Below are 16,521 nucleotides of genomic sequence, written 5' to 3'. Positions count from 1 at the left end.
CCATTCGAAAGCTATTCGATGCCGCTATACGCCACAACGCCGCGATTGACAAGCTCCGCAGCTTCACGCGCGCGGCTGGCGAGCGAAGCCCCATCCTTGCCCAGATACGGCTCCGCGACTGCGATCTGCTGCAGCATGTCGGACAATCGCTTGGCATTGCGTACAAAATCGCCGCCGGTTAACTCCGTGCCACGAAGCACTTCGGAGAGACTCCGGCCATCAGCCCACTCGTACATAATGTCGAGAATGCCGAAATCGATACCTGGCAGAGGGTTCATTCCATGAGCTTCGCAACAGTCGCTGACCTCGGCGTGAATGGTTTTCAGCTCACGCGCGGCAACGGCAATTGGGCCATGCATCGAACCGGGGTAATACCGTGGCTCTCCCCCGCTACCCCGCCTCGCCTCATATACCAGCGACGACAATACCGCAGCCAGCCCCGCCGGGGGCAGCAAGTCGAATACGCCGGCTTGAATAGCCTGAGCAAGCACCACGTCCTGTTCGCTATACAGGCGCCGAAGCAACTGGCCATGTTCGGTCAATATGACATCATGCTGATCCTGCCCGCTGAGATAGCCAAGTTCAGTCAGTACATCACAGATGCGATCGAACTGGCGTGCCACGGATCCGGTGCGCGAATCATAGCGATTCCTCACATGCTCAAGCTCACGCATCTCACGAGCCCAGCGATGCCCCCAGCGTAGATGGCGTTGCAAATCCGGACATTGCTTGCAGGGATGCTGCTGCTCCAAAGTCCGCAGCTTGCCGATTTTGCGGTCAAGCGCACGGAACGCTTCGGAACGATCCGCATCGGTACGGAACAGCTGATGCTTGAGACGATTCCGCTCGTTTTTCTCCGCGGAACTGAGATTCATGCGGATGGTCATGAACTCCTTGAAATCGCCATGCTCGCAGACAAACGCCTGTTCGTAGCCTTTCAGCGCTTGTTCAAGCGACGCCATCTGGGATTCCAGCTGCCATGCGGAAGCGTTTGCCTCCCACTGCGCGAAGGAATGGTCAAGCGTGGTTCGCGCAGTCGCATAATCGCTGGAATTCAGCAGATTTACCGCCATGTTGAATGTCGGATGGAAGCTGGAATGCAATGGGTACACTCGTTTACTGGATAATGCGGCGGCGGTCGCCGGCACAAACCCCCTATGGTCGACCACTACGGCATGGCCGATAGTATCAATGCCACGTCTGCCGGCCCGACCGGTCAACTGGGTGAATTCGCCTGGAGTCAGCGGCACGTGCCCAGTGCCATCATATTTCTCAAGCTTTTCGACAACCACGCATCGTGCCGGCATATTGATGCCCAAAGCCAGGGTCTCTGTGGCGAACACCATTTTGACCAGGCCCTCTTCGAACAAACGCTCGACGATTTGCCGGAACAGGGCGACCATGCCGGCATGATGCGAGGCAAACCCTTCTTCCAGTGCGAAACGAAATCGTGAAAAGCCCAGTGTTTTCAAATCATCCTGGCTAAGCTGCCCTTCCACCATCTCATCCACGATCCGGCGGATGCGATGCGCCTCATCATCGGAGGTAAGCTCCAAGCCTGCGTTGATGCATTGCTCAACAGCCTGGTCACAGCCATTGCGGGAGAAAATGAAATAGATACCGGGAAGCATATCCAGGTAGTTCAACTCATCGACCACAGCCCAACGTCGAGGGGTATGCCGTTCGGGCTTATACGACGGCGAGGAGCCTCTCCCCCTATCGCCGCCGGCATGGCCACGCCGCTTGAACTTGCCGCTACGCTCTTCGCCACGTCTGCGTGATGCCTGATGATCCAGCTGGCTGAGTCGACGGGCGAGTTCGGTGTTTACTACAGATGTTTGTGCGCCTGAATCATCACGTCGATACAAATCGATGATTTCCGGTTCCGTGCGATCGTTCTGCTGAAGCATGACATGCTGTTCCAGCGGAACAGGCCGTTTTTCGGACACGATCAACTTCGTCTCCCCACGCACCGAGGATATCCAATGGCCGAAATCCTCTACATTCGACACCGTTGCCGACAACGCCACAATGCGTACCCGCTGCGGAAGATGAATAATGACCTCTTCCCATACCGGTCCACGGAACCTGTCGGCCAGATAGTGCACTTCGTCGAGAATGACATACCGCAATGCGTCCAAGGTGGTTGAATGCTCATACAGCATGTTGCGCAGCACCTCAGTGGTCATCACCACGATATCCGCTTCGGAATTGATGGAGATGTCACCGGTGAGCAGTCCGACCTTATCCTCGCCGTACGCGTTGACCAGGTCATGGTACTTCTGGTTGCTTAATGCTTTGATCGGCGTGGTGTAGAACGCCTTGACATTATGCTGTTGCGCGAGAAAGACCGCGAAATCGGCTATAACGGTTTTCCCTGCACCTGTCGGCGCGGCTACGAGCACATTATCGCCCTGTTCCAAAGCCTGATTGGCTTTGGACTGGAAGGAATCAAGTTCGAAAGGCAACGTTCGTTCGAACTGCGCCGCAATACTGGCGTCGTGACGTTGGCGTTGCTTGAATGCAGCATAACGCTCGGACGGCGAAGACTGTTCGTTATCCGAGCGATGGTGATGATGTCGACTCATGTAGTGCTTACTCGTCCGTTTCGTTAATGAAATCAGGGGCCTTGATGCGCTCTCGATTCCAGCGTTGCCATACCCTCATATGGCGTTCATGCTTGGCCTTGTCACGCTGCGCAACCTTCAACTGCGCAGCTTCGTAATATTCAAGGGAGACTGCAAGAGGTTGCGTGAAAAACGGCGCTTCAGGCGCACTGGCCTCAACAGGTTCTCCCATGCGCGCAATGCGATTGCCTACTTGCGATGCGGTATTGGAAACCGTCTGTAGAGCTGCGAAACCACGGTGCAGCGCGTATATGCACCCGACGACGATCATCGCCGCCATGAACAATGCGAGAATCAGCCAAACCCACCAAGGCATGATATTCCCCAATCAGTCCTCGGTACGTTGCACAACGCTGAGCTCGCGCTGTGCACGTGCGATGATCATTGTCCGCAACGTTTCGGGGCCGACTGCAACCAAATGGCGCGCATGAGCGATGCAGAAGGCGACGAACCAGGAATCCGACGACACGATGAGGTTGACCTTCTCCCCCTTGCCACAGGGCTCCACCGTGGCATCGGGAAGATTCTGAGTGAACGGCATGTCCTTGGCGTCGGTGACGAAACTGGTAGCCGTACCGTTGTCGAAACTCCACTTGCGCAACTCACTCAACGGCATGTCGGGAATGTCGAGCTTACAGGTGGGTTCGACGATCTTGGCCTGTTCGATGCGTGCGATATGAAGCACCTGCCAAGTGCGAGGCTTGCCGTTCGCCTTGTTGATAGCGGCATTTTTCAACACAATATCCTGCTTGTCTTCGGGCGCGGCCTTAGCCACATCCGTCCACAGCGCAACATTGTAGATGCCCTCGTCCGCATAGATCTTCACCGGTTTGACCAAACGCCGACGAGTGCTTCCGGCACCATCGGTGTACTGCATATCCAGCAACGATCCGGAATCAATCGCGCGTTTGACAATGCCGAAACTATGCGGTTCCAATTCGTAACCGGTAAGACTGAGCCACGGGGTCTGGCCAGGCTTGACATGCTGATGCAGGCGCTGATACAGATCCTCCGCCTGGGCACGCTGCTCATTGGGCAGCAGCGGCGAATGCGCCAGATAGCTCACGGAAGCGGTGAGCATGCTCAAGTACTGTGGCGAGATACCGGCAAGACGTTCCAAGCCAAGAGAATTCGTAGCCGAAACAATACCTTCCGCATCCAGCAACGACCAGTCGATGTCGAAGAACTGGCTACCAGCCATTTCCCCATCATCGGAAACGGTGGTCAGAGTATTGATGTCCTTACGAATGACATTAACGGATTTCTTCTGCTCTTCGGAAGTCCTCGGCCTGCCGATGAATCTGTCGGCCAATTCCTCAAGCGTGAATTCCTCGCCAAGATGCGCGGAGAGGAAAAGCATCAGGCGCAACCGACGATCGACTTCGCTACCGGTCTGGAAGGACTGCTTGCGAGCATGGCCATTGGTCGGTTCGGAATCATCGATGACGTTATCCGTCTCAACGTCCCTCTGCGAGTTGGCGTTCTTCTCGTATTCTTCGATGGGCTGAAGATTCTCAGCGGCCTTCAAACGACGGTGGAAGGCATCAACCGCCTCCTGCGGGCTGACAATGGTGGCGCCTGGATGTTCGAGCACATACGTAGCCAAATCATCGGAGTCGGTGTATGCAACGTTAATATGCTCTCCGTCCACATCGATGGTGGCCGCAAAACGACGTGAATCAATGACCTTAACCAGCGCATCTGGAATGGTCTGGGTACCAAGGCCCGGCGCGATGGAATCAAGCCCCAATCCGGGAATCGGTGTCTGCGGCACACGCGGTGCGGTACGAGAGATGCGGCTGGTGTCTTGATGCTGCTCGGATTCGCTGGACATGGACATTGAGCGAGCCAGATAATTAGCCGCTGCCAATACAGGCATATCCTCGGGCTTGAAACAGAGCCTGACACGGGGCTCGTCACCAAGCTGCAAGCGGTACGATGCGAAGTCCTGCCCTTCGGATTTCGACGAATACTCGGGCTGGCGGGATTCGATGGCAATGCCCATGGCTGCAAGCTTGGCACGGTCACGTTGGAACTGCTTGGCAAATGCGGCCTTCGCGGCCTGATCCGCCAATTCTCCGTATGAGTCGGCGTATGCCTTTACACGCTGGGCAATTTGCCGTGAAGTGAGCCACTGCGGAAACGCAGATGACAATACCGCTAGTACATCAAGCTCATGCTTGCCCCACTTGTCAGAGAAACGTCGCCTTCCGCTTGTGCCTTCTGCCATTAGTCCTCACGTATCGCTAAAGTTTTCAACAGCGTGCGCTGTTGCGCACCTCTTTTATATTACGGCTTTTTTTACAGAATGGTTGTCTTTTCCCTAAAAAAGGGTGACTTTTTATTCCGCTCATATCCAATTATCGGGTTCCACCCCCTGAGGGCCGACATATTCGCCGTTCGGCACATAACAAGGCACCCCCTCATCGCTGAGTTTTGCATCAGCGAACATGGCGACATCCCTACCGAACGTCCAATCCCCCTCGATGGTGACGGAATTGGCTGCGGCCAGCGAAGGCACCGAATACGGGAATCGTTCGTCGAAATCATGGATGTTCTTGTAGTAACGCGGGTCGAGTTTGACACTCGGGAAAATATAGTTGCCGTCCTCCATCTCATATGAATCCGTCAGATGGAAGCGATCGGACCTCATGATGAACAGATCGTCGGTGGTTTTGACCGGTAGGAAACGCATACGATCGACCTGAACGCAGATTGCGCCTTCGAATAGGCTGATCGCCGCACCCATGGCGGTTTCCAGCTGAACCACCGGCGTGCTGGAAGAATCGGTGGGATCCACCGTCTTCATATTGCGAATGACTGGCAACGGAAGCACGCCGTTGTATTCGGCGAGCTTTTCCTTCAGCGCGTCGATACGCACCCAAATCGAGTTCGTGTTGAAATACGGGTGCTTATCGATGTTCTGCGCATCGGCCTTGTCGTCATCATGCACCTGGCTCATCTCGCGCAGCAGCAGACGCCCCGTCGCCTTGTCACGGACGATGTGGCCGCCTTTGCGATCGGCATAGGTGCGAGTGGCCACTTCGACCATGAATGGTGCGCCGGTGTTTTCGAAATGCTGAGCCAGCGTGCGTGACGGGCGCGCACCGAGATTGTCGGAATTGGAAATGAACAGGTATTTGAAACCATGCTCCTGAAGGGTGTCGAGCAGACCGGATTCCCAGATGGTGGAGAACAGATCGCCATGACCAGGCGGACACCATTCCAGGTCGGGGTTGGAGGGGAACGATACGGGCGCACCGGTGGCAAGATCGATCTTCGGCTCCACATGCTGGATGATCTCAGTGGGAATGCCGGTCTGATGGAACTTTCTATTGGCGTGGATGACCTTCATGGTGTCTTCCGACGTGCGGAAAGAGTTCATCAAGGTCATCGGCAGCTCCACACCGAGCCGCTGGCGAGTGGTGATGACCTGACCGAGGATAATGTCGATGAAGCGCATCTGACGAGCCTTATGGCGGCGCACCGGCAGCAGCGATTTCGCACAATCAAGACCCATGGAGGTGCCGAGGCCACCGTTGAGTTTGAGGAATGCGGTCTTGGCGAATGCATTGACCGCCTCATCATGGTCGATGGTCTCATAGACGTCATGGAAGCTGGGCACGTCGGTCAACGGCTCCACATCGGACTCACGAATCCAAGTGGAACCCTCATCGGCCTTCCACACGTCATAAAGACGATGGAACTGGCTGATTGCAGTCTCGCTCATGTCATGTTCGCGCATCTTCGCCGCAAACTGGTCAAACTGATCCGGCATGGAAGCTTTCCTCCCCTATCTGTGCATGAATTGAAATGGCATGTAGCGCTCAAACCATGCGAAATTGAATTATCTGTTATCTTGTCTGTTTCGTCGGCACTGCTGTTTCCACTGTCTATTCCCTGACCGAATAGTCTTTTCCGTACATGCCGATCTTCTGTTTCGTACCTTACTCCATGCCAAGGTGGACTTGCAAGTTGCAAGATCACTTTGACATGGCGATCATTACGTGGGCCTGTGGGCGAGCTGCGCCAGTAGACGCACCAGTCAGTATCCTCGCCAAGTGGATGGAAGACACTGTCAACTGGGATGTTTCCGAACGGCATGCCTTACACGCCGCCCATAATCGGGGATGTTCAGACGGTTGTGGTTGAGCACGCGAAGGCGGCTTGCCGTAGTTCACTGCCTCGAAACTGCCTCGATACGACGAAACCCCGTCATTCCGATGTTCTGAAAACGTTGGAATGACGGGGTTTTCGGTCGGGCCGGCGGGATTTGAACCCGCGACCCCTTGACCCCCAGTCAAGTGCGCTACCAAACTGCGCTACGGCCCGATGGTGCATGAGCACCGAATAGTTAATTTAGCACAAACTCTCCGTTCTGCAAAAAGACGGCGTGGCGCGTGTGCTGGAGCATGTGTGCCACGCCGTCTTAAGAACGCTACTTGCGCTTCTTCTTTTCTCGGATATTCACCGAAATCTGAATCGGCGAACCTTCAAAACCGAACTCCTCACGCAAAGAACGCTCGATGAATCGGCGGTAGCCGTGCTCCAGGAATCCGGTGGCGAAAATCACGAAACGCGGAGGTCTGGTGGAAGCCTGCGTCGCAAAAAGGATGCGCGGCTGCTTGCCGCCACGCAGCGGATGCGGGTGAGCTGCCTGCAGTTGCCCCAGGAAAGCGTTGAGCTTACCGGTGGGGACACGAGTATCCCACGACTGCAAGGCTTCACGCATGGCACGGGTCAGACGGTTGGTGTGCCATCCGGTTTTGGCAGAGATGTTCACACGCTGCGCCCAGGTGACACGATCGAACTCGGTGGCCCACAGACGTTCAAGACGCTGCTTGTCGAACTCGTCCATGGCGTCCCACTTGTTGAACACCAGGACGATGGCACGGCCTGCGTCGACGGCCGAGCTCATCACCTTCAGGTCCTGATCCGAAATCGGCACGGACGCATCGAACAACACCAAAGCAAGCTCACAACGTTCAATCGCGGCCTGCGTGCGCAGCGAGGAATAGTATTCCGCGCCCTTAAGCTTATGCTGACGACGCTTGATGCCCGCCGTATCGATAAACAGCCAATCCTCGCCGTCCATCGACACGATTTCATCGACCGGATCACGGGTGGTACCTGCCAAATCGTTGACCACGGTGCGTTCCTCGTTGGCCAGCTGGTTAAGCAGCGAGGACTTGCCCACATTCGGGCGGCCGACCAGAGCCACACGACGCAAATGCGAAGGCGTGAGATAGCCGGAGGTTTTCTCAGCCTTCTTCAATGAATCGATGGCGGCATCAAGCAGCTCGCCTACTCCTCTGCCATGCATGGCGGAAACGGCATACGGCTCGCCAAGCCCCAACTTCCAGAATTCAGCGGCGAGATATTCGCTTTCACGATCGTCGATCTTATTGACCGCCAGTGTGACCGGCTTACCGGAAGCACGCAGCATCTTGACGATACGCTCCTCGGTATTGGTCAAACCGACTTGCCCGTCCACCACGAGTACGACGGCATCGGCAAGGTTTACAGCCACTTCGGCCTGCGAGGCGATGGCGGAATCGATGCCCTCGACGTCGACCTCCCAGCCGCCGGTATCCACCAGTTTGAAATCGGTGCCTGCCCATTCCGCATCGTAGCTGACACGATCTCGAGTCACACCCGGGGTGTCTTCCACGACGGCGACACGATGGCCGAGAATACGGTTGACCAGCGAGGACTTGCCCACATTCGGGCGGCCGACGATGGCAAGCACGCCGACCGACTTGCCCTTACCGTTATCGGAAGAGTCATCACGGTTGGTGTTGGAGATCAGCGCCTCATCGCCCTCATCCAGCTCATAGTCCTCAAGATTGGCGGCGTAACGCTCGTATTCCTGTTCTTCGATGGCGTTTTCGACCATATCGATAAGTACGTCAAGCGTGTGCTCGAAGTCCATATCCGAATTGTCGACGGTGGTAACACCATCTGCGGCGGTCATGAAACTCGTTACCTTGGAGTCCATACGATCGCGTGCGGCAACATCCTCCGCACCCACGCCGGCTGTGCTTTGGCCGGAACGGCGGGCTTGACGCACTTCCTCACGGGCCGTCAGAAGAACGCGGACCTCCGCATCGGGGGCGACAACCGTGGTGATGTCACGCCCTTCGGCCACAACGCCCAGGCCGCCGGAGAAGGAATCAGCCGATTCCTCGCGCGCGATATAGGCTCGCTGCGCGGCGATGAGTACGTTTCGTACCGGAATGATGTTCGACACCTTCGAAACATGGGTGGACACCTCGGAGGAACGAATCGCCTCGGAGATATCCTCACCGTCCGCGCTTACGGCTGGCTTATCGGGATCGACGCTGATATCGAAATGGTCGCCGGTGAAGAACTCTCCCACCGTTTCGGTGACCACTCGCTCATCGATCTGCTCGGCGTCCAGATCGATACCCTGCTTCAGGCACCACCATGCGCAGGCACGATACATGGCGCCAGTATCGAGGTATGCGAATCCAAAATACTTGGCCAACGCTTTGGACGTAGAGGATTTGCCTACGCCGGCGGGACCGTCAATGGCAACACGAATCACAGTCCGACCTCCTTGGACAGCGAACGGACCTCAGTCTGGCTCAATACACGGTAGGAACCGGATTTCAGATCGCCAAGCTTAATCGGGCCGATCTGCGTACGTACCAGGCGCTTTACAGGGAAGCCGATGGATCCGAAGATACGACGGACGATACGGTTCTTGCCCGAATGCAGCACGACCTTGACGATTGTCGTATCGTGCGTTGCGTCGATGATCGCACAACGGTCAAGCTTGATCCAACCGTCGTCAAGCTGCACGCCTGTGGTGACCAGTCGACGACACACCGTGCCGGAGATTCGCCCTTCCAACGTGGCGATATACGTCTTCTCCACCTCGTACTTGGGATGCATGACGTGCTGGCTCAACTCGCCGTCGTTCGTCATCAGGATCAGGCCTTCGGAATCGTAATCCAAGCGACCCATGTGGAAGATGCGCTCGTACTTGTCTCCGACGATGTCGCGCAACGTGTAGCGGCCCTTCGGATCGTCCATGGCGGACAACACCTTGCGAGGCTTATTCAAGGCGAGGGTGATGTGCTTGTTGCTGATACGGACGCGCGAACCGTCGACACGGATCTGCTGATGCGTCGGATCGACACGGGTGCCGAGTTCGGTGACCAGCTCGCCGTCCACTTCCACCCGTCCATCGGTGATCATCTGCTCGCATTTGCGGCGGGAACCGAATCCGGCCTGTGCAAGCAGCTTCTGCAGGCGAATGCCTTCTTGATTATTGTCGTGTGCCTTCCTGGCACGGGAATATGCGTTTGGCATCGTTCTCCCAACGTGGCCTATAAGGGTTTTCCAACTTTTCTATGCTACCGTACCTGACGGATGCTGCTAAACTGGCAGCCGTTCAGACGGGCTTTGCGCCCGTTACAGCATTACTACAGTATTAATCGAAGGATTGACATGACATCTCCTATAACCGTCCCTTCGGAGGATGTGCTACCTGAAACAGTCGAGCATGAAAGCCCGTTGCCTTTGCGCATCGGCGCGGAGCTGCTGGGCACGTTCATCGTGTGTTTCGCCGTTTATGTGCTCTGCACATTCGGCTCCATCGTCTTCAGTCTCAATCTCGCTTATATCGCCATCGGCACCGGTCTGGCCTATATGGCGGCGACCCTCTTCCTCGGCAGGATTTCCGGCGGCCAGTTCAACCCCGCGATTACCGTGGCCGCCATGCTTACCGGTAAGACCAAGGTCCTGGATGGCATTCTCTACATCATTTTCCAGGTGCTCGGCAGCGCGTTGGCCGGCCTGCTGATCAAGTCCCTGCTTCCTGTTTCCAGCACCATTACCGCCAAGCAGTGGCTGACCACCGCGGTCAACGGTTTTGACAAGGGCTCCATTGCATACACCACGTTGCAGCAGTACGGCCTGAACTTCTCCGTCAGCCAGGCCGCCGCAGTGGAGATCGTGGCTTCACTTGTCATCATCGCAGTGGCGATGACCCAGTATGGTTCAAAGAACTACGCCGCATACATGGGCATTGTGTACGGGTTCGGCACGGTTGTCGCATTCCCCGTCACCGCGGCTTCCCTCAATCCCGCACGATCCACCGGCATCGCGCTGTTTGCCTACAACCAAGGTCTTACTCAGAACCCATTGACTCAGCTATGGCTGTTCTGGGTGTGCCCGGTATTGGCCGCCGCAGTGGTTGCTCTGGCCATGATGGTGAAAATGCCCAAGAAGGGCGACGATCCCGCGCAGCTGAACGCTTATGACGAGGCGAATGCCGATCAGGGCGAATCCGTGGAAGCCTCGGAGAAGGAAGCTGCGGATATCGACACCGAGACAACGCAGGAGTCAGAAGCTGAAGTACGTGACGAGCAGTCCGACGCCAAGACAGATTCCGATAATGGAGTCGAACGCGACTGAACGCACTTTCCAAGGGCTTTTTTCGCGTAGAATCAAGCGCACTAAGCCAGATACGATGGCCGTCACGGAAATCGATACCGTGGCGGCCGTTGTATATCCAAATGCGGCGACGATGCCGGAGATAACAACGATGATGGCAACGCACCATTCAAACCATGGTTTGCCCTCATGGGCTTCACTGACGAACGGATGATCGTGCATTGCTCCCCTTGCTGGTGTTCGATAATTATTGATATGACTGGATACGTCATGTGGGCACAATATTAGGCTCAGCCCATAATATCGGCAAATGGGCTGAGCCTAATACCTGGTAATCCACCGTTTGCGCGGATGGACGAATCGGCAGAATCAGTGCAGGAAGTGGCGCGTTCCGGTGAGATACATGGTCACGCCGGCGTTCTTGGCCGCTTCGATGACCTCTTCATCTCGAATGGAGCCGCCGGGCTGCACAATGGCTTTCACGCCGGCGTTCATCAACACTTCGGCGCCGTCCGCAAACGGGAAGAACGCATCGGATGCCGCAACGGAACCAGTGACGCGATCCTTACCGTCGGCCAGCGTATTGGCACGATCTACGGCAAGATGACAGGAATCCACACGGTTGACCTGACCCATGCCGATGCCGACAGTGGCCTCGTTATGCGCGATAAGAATGGCGTTCGACTTTACGCAGCGGATGGCGCGCCATGCGAATACGAGATCCTTCAGCGTGGCCTCGTCAGCAGGTTCGCCGGACACGAGTTTCCATGCATCGGGGTTGTCGCCGGGGGCGTTGATGAGATCCGGCTGCTGCACCAGCAGACCGCCTTCGATCTGACGGAACTGCGTCTTCGGATTTGCCGGTTCGGCGACCTTGAGAATACGCAGATTCTTCTTCTTGGTACGCAACAGTTCCAGCGCTTCAGGCTCGTAGTTCGGTGCCACGATGACTTCGGTGAAAATCGGGCGCACGCTTTCCGCCATCTCAAGCGTGACGGTGGTGTTGCACGCGATGACGCCGCCATAGGCGCTCATCGGATCGCAGGCATGGGCCTTCTTATGTGCTTCGGCGGCAGTCGCGCCAATGGCCAAACCGCATGGGTTATTATGCTTGACCACTGCAACGGCGATGGCCGGAGCCATGTCCCACGCGGCACGCCAAGCGGCATCGGCATCCACATAATTGTTGTAGCTCATAGGCTTGCCACCCAGCTGTTCGGCATGGGCGAAGCCAGTCTGGTTGAGCGGGTCGAGATACAACGCACCCTGCTGATGGCTGTTCTCGCCATAGCGCAGCATATGGGAGCGATCCCACGTACGAGTGAAGGTGGCGGGGAACACGGTTTCATTCACCGGCGTCTCGTTCTCCTCCTCCGTGGGCTCCACCGTGGAAGGCTTCGGCCAATGCTTGGCGGTCCACTCATTGATGGTGGCGTCGTAGGAAGCGGTGTGGGCAAAGGCCTTGCCTGCAAGCCAACGACGTTCTTCGAGTGTGAAGCCTTCTCCATTGCTGATGCGGCCGGCAACCAGCGCATAGTCGGCCGGATCGGTGATGATGGCGACAGTGGCGCTGTTCTTGGCGGCGGCACGAACCATCGTAGGCCCGCCGATATCGATCTTCTCGATCGTATCGGCCTCATTGGCGCCGGAACGCACCGTATCGGCGAACGGATACAGGTTCACAACCACCAAATCAAACGGCTTGATGCCGAATTGCTCCAACTGGGCGGCATGATCCGGGTTGGTCATATCCGCGAGAATACCCGCGTGGATATGCGGGTCGAGTGTTTTGACACGGCCATCCAGGCACTCGGGGAAACCGGTGACCTCGCTTACCTCGGTGACGGTTACGCCTAGTTCGGCCAAACGCTTTGCGGTGGAGCCGGTGGAAACCACTTCGGTACCGGCTTCGACGAAAGCCTTGGCGAGAGTCTCGATGCCTTCCTTGTGAAAGACCGAGACCAGCGCCCTCTTAATCGGACGACTTGCTGTCATCGTTTTCCTCCCTTGCTGTTGTTTGCAATGAAATCTGTGTTGGCATGGAATCATCCGAAGCGTTCCGTCTGGATGCCAGAAGCCAACGGATGCCATACAGTAGTGCAACGGCGATGACTGCAACCAGCCATGCCGCGATGAATCCCTGACGAATTGCCCAGCCGACCATGCGCATCGAAGCCACGACATCCACGCCTACCGTCGCAAGATGCTTCTCCCCCAACGCACCGTTCGAAACGGCGAACATGCCCCATGACAGCAGCAGGATAATGATGGCCGCGCCGCATAGCATAAGTGCATGGCGAATCATGAGCGAGACAAGATGCCGAGTCTCATGGCGTTCTGTTTGCTGCGGAAGACGAATCTTCAGCGGGCCGAACAGCATCGCCGTGATGGCCGACAAAGCGCATGCCATTGGGATGCACATTTGCAGGGCAAGACGTGTTCCCGAATCCGAAACCGGGCTTGGGAAAATGCCGAACAATGGCAACGGCGGCAGATTGGTGGACTGCCCTACCCATAATGTGAACGTACCCAGATCGCCGATGGCGAAACCGGCTCCGGTAATCCAGGAAATCGCCCAAATCACCATATTCGGCAACCATGCCAGGTATGAGATGGATGTCATGATCCGTGAGCCGGTATGCATATTGGTAAGTTCAAACAGCTTGTTCACGGATGCATTGCCGTTCACCACCCATGCGATGACCGCAATCAGCCCGATAAGCAGCATCAATGTCACTACTGCTAGTGATACCGTGACCGATACGACGAAGACGGAGCGTACGCCTTGAGGAATCTGCTTGCGCCATATATCACGAAGCTTCCTTGTCTGCGCAGTCGATGAGATGATGGCCAGTGCAGTACCCAGCAGCCAGATCACAGCAGATTTGCCGGCAATAGACAGATTGTCGTCATGAATCGGCATGTGGGTGAATCTGATGCAGAACTGATTAAGCAACACCCATGCCAGCAACCCGGAAAGCCATACGTCAGCTTTCGGACCGGCTTTTTTCAGACACTGGGCGATCAGTGCAATAAGAAGAACGCTAAGCGTCAGCGGCATAATCGCCATTGTGATGGTACCGAAAGTGAATGGCACGCCTTGCGAAAGCAACACCATGCCTTCCGTCAGCGATACGGTGAGGGCGGTAAGACCATCACTGCCGTCTTCCATGGAAACGACCAACAGCATCAATGCGATGAAGCAGCCAAGCGGTATGGCATAGATGAACAATGCGCCTGCCGCTGCAAGGGTTCCTTTGAAAATCGAGGTAACCGATGTCTTCTTCTTCATTGATGCCGTTGGACCCTTATCAGTTTGATCACTGGATTGCTGCGATGGCCTTGCGCATGAAGTCAGCCGCCTGCGCAGGCGTACGCCCGACCTTAATGCCTACGGCTTCCAGGGCTTCCTTCTTATCTTGTGCAGTGCCCTTGCCACCGGAGACAATGGCGCCGGCATGCCCCATCTGCTTGCCCTCAGGAGCCGTGAATCCGGCGATGTAAGCGACCACAGGCTTGGTCATATGTTCGCTGGCCCACTGCGCGGCATCCTGTTCGGCATTGCCGCCGATTTCGCCGATCATCATTACCGCCTTGGTGTTCTCGTCGGCTTCGAACGCCTGCAATGCCTCGACCAGCGTGGTACCGACGATCGGATCGCCTCCGGCTCCCAAACATGCGGTGAAACCGATATCGCTCAATTCGCCCATCAGCTGATAGGTGAGAGTACCGGACTTGGAAACCAGTCCAAGCGGACCACGCTTGACGATGCCATCGGGGATAATGCCGAGATTCACGCCATGGGTCTGTTCGGAGGATGCGAAAGTGACAAGTCCCGGGCAGTTCGGCCCCACGATGCGTACACCGTTGCGCAACGCAAGTTCTACGAAATATGCCGAATCCGCCACCGGAATGCCTTCGGTGATGACCACGATGAGCTTAATGCCGGCTTCGATGGCTTCCACCACCGCATCCTTGGCGAATCGAGGCGGAACGAACACCACGGAGGCCACCGCTCCCGTAGCGGCCTTGGCTTCGGCACAGGACGCAAAAACGTGAATGGTGGCGTCCTCGCCATTGCGCGCCGCCGGATAGGTAACATCCAGACCGGCCTTGCGTGCATTGACGCCGCCGACGATATTGGTTCCCGCCTTCAGCATTCGTGCGGTGTGCACCATACCCTGATGCCCGGTGATGCCTTGAACGATAACAGGGGCATCATCTTCGATGAACAATGCCATCAGTTGGCCTCCTTTGCCGATGAAGCGATGCGTGCAGCCTCATAGGCCGCCTCTTCCATGGTGCTTGCCACATGAATGTTCGGATTATTCGAAGCACCCAGAATGGACAGTCCCTCCGCAGCGGCATTGCCGTCGAAACGAACGATTATAGGCTTGACGGAAGGCAGCGACTCGAGCGCTTCGAGAATGCCCTGCGCCACCTGCTCACACGAAGTGATACCGCCGTAGACGTTGATGAAGACCGACTTCACCTGCGGGTCGCTGAGCACGATTCCGAGGCTGGCCGCCATCACTTCAGCGGACGCGCCACCGCCAATATCCAGGAAGTTGGCGGGCTTGACGTTGGACCCCAGATCCTCGCCGGCTCCGGACACGGCGTCCAGGGAGCTCATCACCAATCCGGCGCCATTGCCGATTACGCCGACCTGACCATGAAGGTGCACGTAATGCAGGCCATGTTCCTTGGCTCGGCGTTCGAGCTCGTCATTGGCCATTGGATCGTCGAAACGCTTCCACCCGTCATGGCGGAAGGCGGCGTTGTCATCCAGCGAGATCTTCGCGTCCAGCGCGCATAGCATCTTGGATGATTCGTCATCCGGATCGCCGATCTTAGCCAGCGGATTGATTTCAACGAGCGTCGCATCGTTCTCTTTGAAACAGCGCCACATCTTCAGCAGGATATCCGCAGCCTGATCCACATCCGCATGGTAGAAGCCGATGCTCTCGGCCATCTTGCGGGCGGCTTCCATATCGAAGTCAGCCAAGGCCTCGATATGGAGTCTCTTCACGGATTCTGGATGCTCCTTGGCGATCTCCTCGACCTCGGTGCCGCCATTGGCCGTCGCCAGCACATCGAAGTCTCGCGAAGATCGATCAACGGAAATGGAGACATAATACTCGTGCAGAATGTTCTTGCCTTCGGCGACAAGCACGCCGTTGACCTTGTGATTGTGAATGGTCATAGGCAGAATCTCTTCAGATGCCAGAATCGCCTCGTCGCGGGTCTTGGCAAGCTTGACGCCACCCGCCTGACCACGATGACCGATTTTGACCTGAGCCTTAACGACATTCGGATAGCCGAGTTTCTCCGCGGCTTCCGCTACTTCGTGCGAGTTCTGCGCATAGATGCCTTTCGGAGTGGGGATGCCCTGCTCCTCAAGCAATTGACGCGCCTGGTATTCGTATAGATCCATGATGCGATCGATTCCTGATTGTGTCTGGCTTACTGT

Annotated in this window: 11 protein-coding genes, 1 tRNA gene and 2 pseudogenes; 1 reads left to right on the top strand and 13 read right to left on the bottom strand. The window is 56.4% G+C overall.

From position 1 onward, the window contains the following. Positions 1–11: 11 nt before the first annotated feature. The 8 genes and pseudogenes from BBAG_RS04190 to BBAG_RS04160 form a co-directional block, all read right to left on the bottom strand. Positions 12–2,588 (bottom strand): DEAD/DEAH box helicase, encoded by a 2,577-nt coding sequence (locus BBAG_RS04190; protein ID WP_003826425.1) that lies wholly within the window; start codon positions 2,586–2,588, stop codon positions 12–14. 7 nt (positions 2,589–2,595) lie between these two features. Further along, positions 2,596–2,955, bottom strand: a complete 360-nt coding sequence (locus BBAG_RS04185) for a hypothetical protein (RefSeq protein ID WP_003826424.1) — start codon at positions 2,953–2,955, stop codon at positions 2,596–2,598. After that, positions 2,956–4,032 (bottom strand): annotated as a pseudogene (locus tag BBAG_RS08825) (helix-turn-helix transcriptional regulator); the annotation flags it as partial. A 111-nt stretch (positions 4,033–4,143) separates the two neighbouring features. Further along, positions 4,144–4,857, bottom strand: a pseudogene (locus tag BBAG_RS08820) (helix-turn-helix transcriptional regulator); the annotation flags it as partial. Positions 4,858–4,977: 120 nt separating this feature from the next. Continuing rightward, a complete protein-coding gene (locus BBAG_RS04175) occupies positions 4,978–6,405 on the bottom strand; it encodes a UTP--glucose-1-phosphate uridylyltransferase (protein ID WP_003826422.1) in 1,428 nt (475 codons plus the stop codon). A gap of 480 nt (positions 6,406–6,885) precedes the next feature. Beyond that, positions 6,886–6,959 (bottom strand) — tRNA-Pro (locus tag BBAG_RS04170). A 106-nt stretch (positions 6,960–7,065) separates the two neighbouring features. Further along, complete coding sequence (der, locus tag BBAG_RS04165) at positions 7,066–9,195, bottom strand: bifunctional cytidylate kinase/GTPase Der (RefSeq protein WP_003826421.1); 2,130 nt, start codon at positions 9,193–9,195, stop codon at positions 7,066–7,068. Further along, positions 9,192–9,965 carry a pseudouridine synthase gene (locus tag BBAG_RS04160; protein ID WP_003826420.1) on the bottom strand — a complete coding sequence of 258 codons (774 nt, stop codon included), beginning with the start codon at positions 9,963–9,965 and terminating at the stop codon, positions 9,192–9,194. Before BBAG_RS04160 ends, der begins: the two co-directional genes overlap by 4 nt. Positions 9,966–10,103: 138 nt before the next feature. On the opposite strand from BBAG_RS04160, the gene BBAG_RS04155 reads away from it, so the two are divergent. Continuing rightward, complete coding sequence (locus BBAG_RS04155) at positions 10,104–11,072, top strand: MIP/aquaporin family protein (protein WP_033508148.1); 969 nt, start codon at positions 10,104–10,106, stop codon at positions 11,070–11,072. Here the strand turns inward: BBAG_RS04155 and BBAG_RS08730 are convergent. The 5 genes from BBAG_RS08730 to sucC form a co-directional block, all read right to left on the bottom strand. Continuing rightward, positions 11,001–11,273, bottom strand: a complete 273-nt coding sequence (locus BBAG_RS08730) for a DUF3017 domain-containing protein (protein ID WP_081443760.1) — start codon at positions 11,271–11,273, stop codon at positions 11,001–11,003. The two genes, BBAG_RS04155 and BBAG_RS08730, sit on opposite strands and share 72 nt — an antisense overlap. 147 nt (positions 11,274–11,420) lie before the next feature. After that, entirely contained in the window at positions 11,421–13,046 is a 1,626-nt protein-coding gene (gene purH / locus BBAG_RS04150; protein WP_003826418.1) for a bifunctional phosphoribosylaminoimidazolecarboxamide formyltransferase/IMP cyclohydrolase, read from the bottom strand. Beyond that, on the bottom strand, positions 13,024–14,343 hold the full coding sequence (locus BBAG_RS04145) for a cell division protein PerM (RefSeq protein ID WP_003826416.1): 1,320 nt from the start codon (positions 14,341–14,343) through the stop codon (positions 13,024–13,026). The genes purH and BBAG_RS04145 overlap by 23 nt, the downstream gene beginning before the upstream one ends. 28 nt (positions 14,344–14,371) lie before the next feature. After that, positions 14,372–15,292 (bottom strand): succinate--CoA ligase subunit alpha, encoded by a 921-nt coding sequence (gene sucD, locus BBAG_RS04140; RefSeq protein ID WP_003826415.1) that lies wholly within the window; start codon positions 15,290–15,292, stop codon positions 14,372–14,374. Then, the gene (sucC, locus tag BBAG_RS04135; RefSeq protein ID WP_003826414.1) at positions 15,292–16,485 is read right to left on the bottom strand and encodes an ADP-forming succinate--CoA ligase subunit beta; all 1,194 of its coding nucleotides are present in this window, start codon (positions 16,483–16,485) and stop codon (positions 15,292–15,294) included. Before sucC ends, sucD begins: the two co-directional genes overlap by 1 nt. Positions 16,486–16,521 lie beyond the last annotated feature (36 nt).

It is taken from the genome of Bifidobacterium angulatum DSM 20098 = JCM 7096 (genome assembly GCF_001025155.1).
Lineage (GTDB): Bacteria > Actinomycetota > Actinomycetes > Actinomycetales > Bifidobacteriaceae > Bifidobacterium > Bifidobacterium angulatum.
This window is presented reverse-complemented; position numbering and strand designations above follow the sequence as displayed.

Coding starts and splice junctions, on each gene's coding strand:
- BBAG_RS04145 (WP_003826416.1), bottom strand. CDS start 14,343: ATGAAGAAGAAGACATCGGTTACCTCGATTTTCAAAGGAACCCTTGCA.
- BBAG_RS04160 (WP_003826420.1), bottom strand. CDS start 9,965: ATGCCAAACGCATATTCCCGTGCCAGGAAGGCACACGACAATAATCAA.
- BBAG_RS04190 (WP_003826425.1), bottom strand. CDS start 2,588: ATGAGTCGACATCATCACCATCGCTCGGATAACGAACAGTCTTCGCCG.
- BBAG_RS04175 (WP_003826422.1), bottom strand. CDS start 6,405: ATGCCGGATCAGTTTGACCAGTTTGCGGCGAAGATGCGCGAACATGAC.
- BBAG_RS04155 (WP_033508148.1), top strand. CDS start 10,104: ATGACATCTCCTATAACCGTCCCTTCGGAGGATGTGCTACCTGAAACA.
- BBAG_RS08730 (WP_081443760.1), bottom strand. CDS start 11,273: ATGCACGATCATCCGTTCGTCAGTGAAGCCCATGAGGGCAAACCATGG.
- sucD (WP_003826415.1), bottom strand. CDS start 15,292: ATGGCATTGTTCATCGAAGATGATGCCCCTGTTATCGTTCAAGGCATC.
- purH (WP_003826418.1), bottom strand. CDS start 13,046: ATGACAGCAAGTCGTCCGATTAAGAGGGCGCTGGTCTCGGTCTTTCAC.
- sucC (WP_003826414.1), bottom strand. CDS start 16,485: ATGGATCTATACGAATACCAGGCGCGTCAATTGCTTGAGGAGCAGGGC.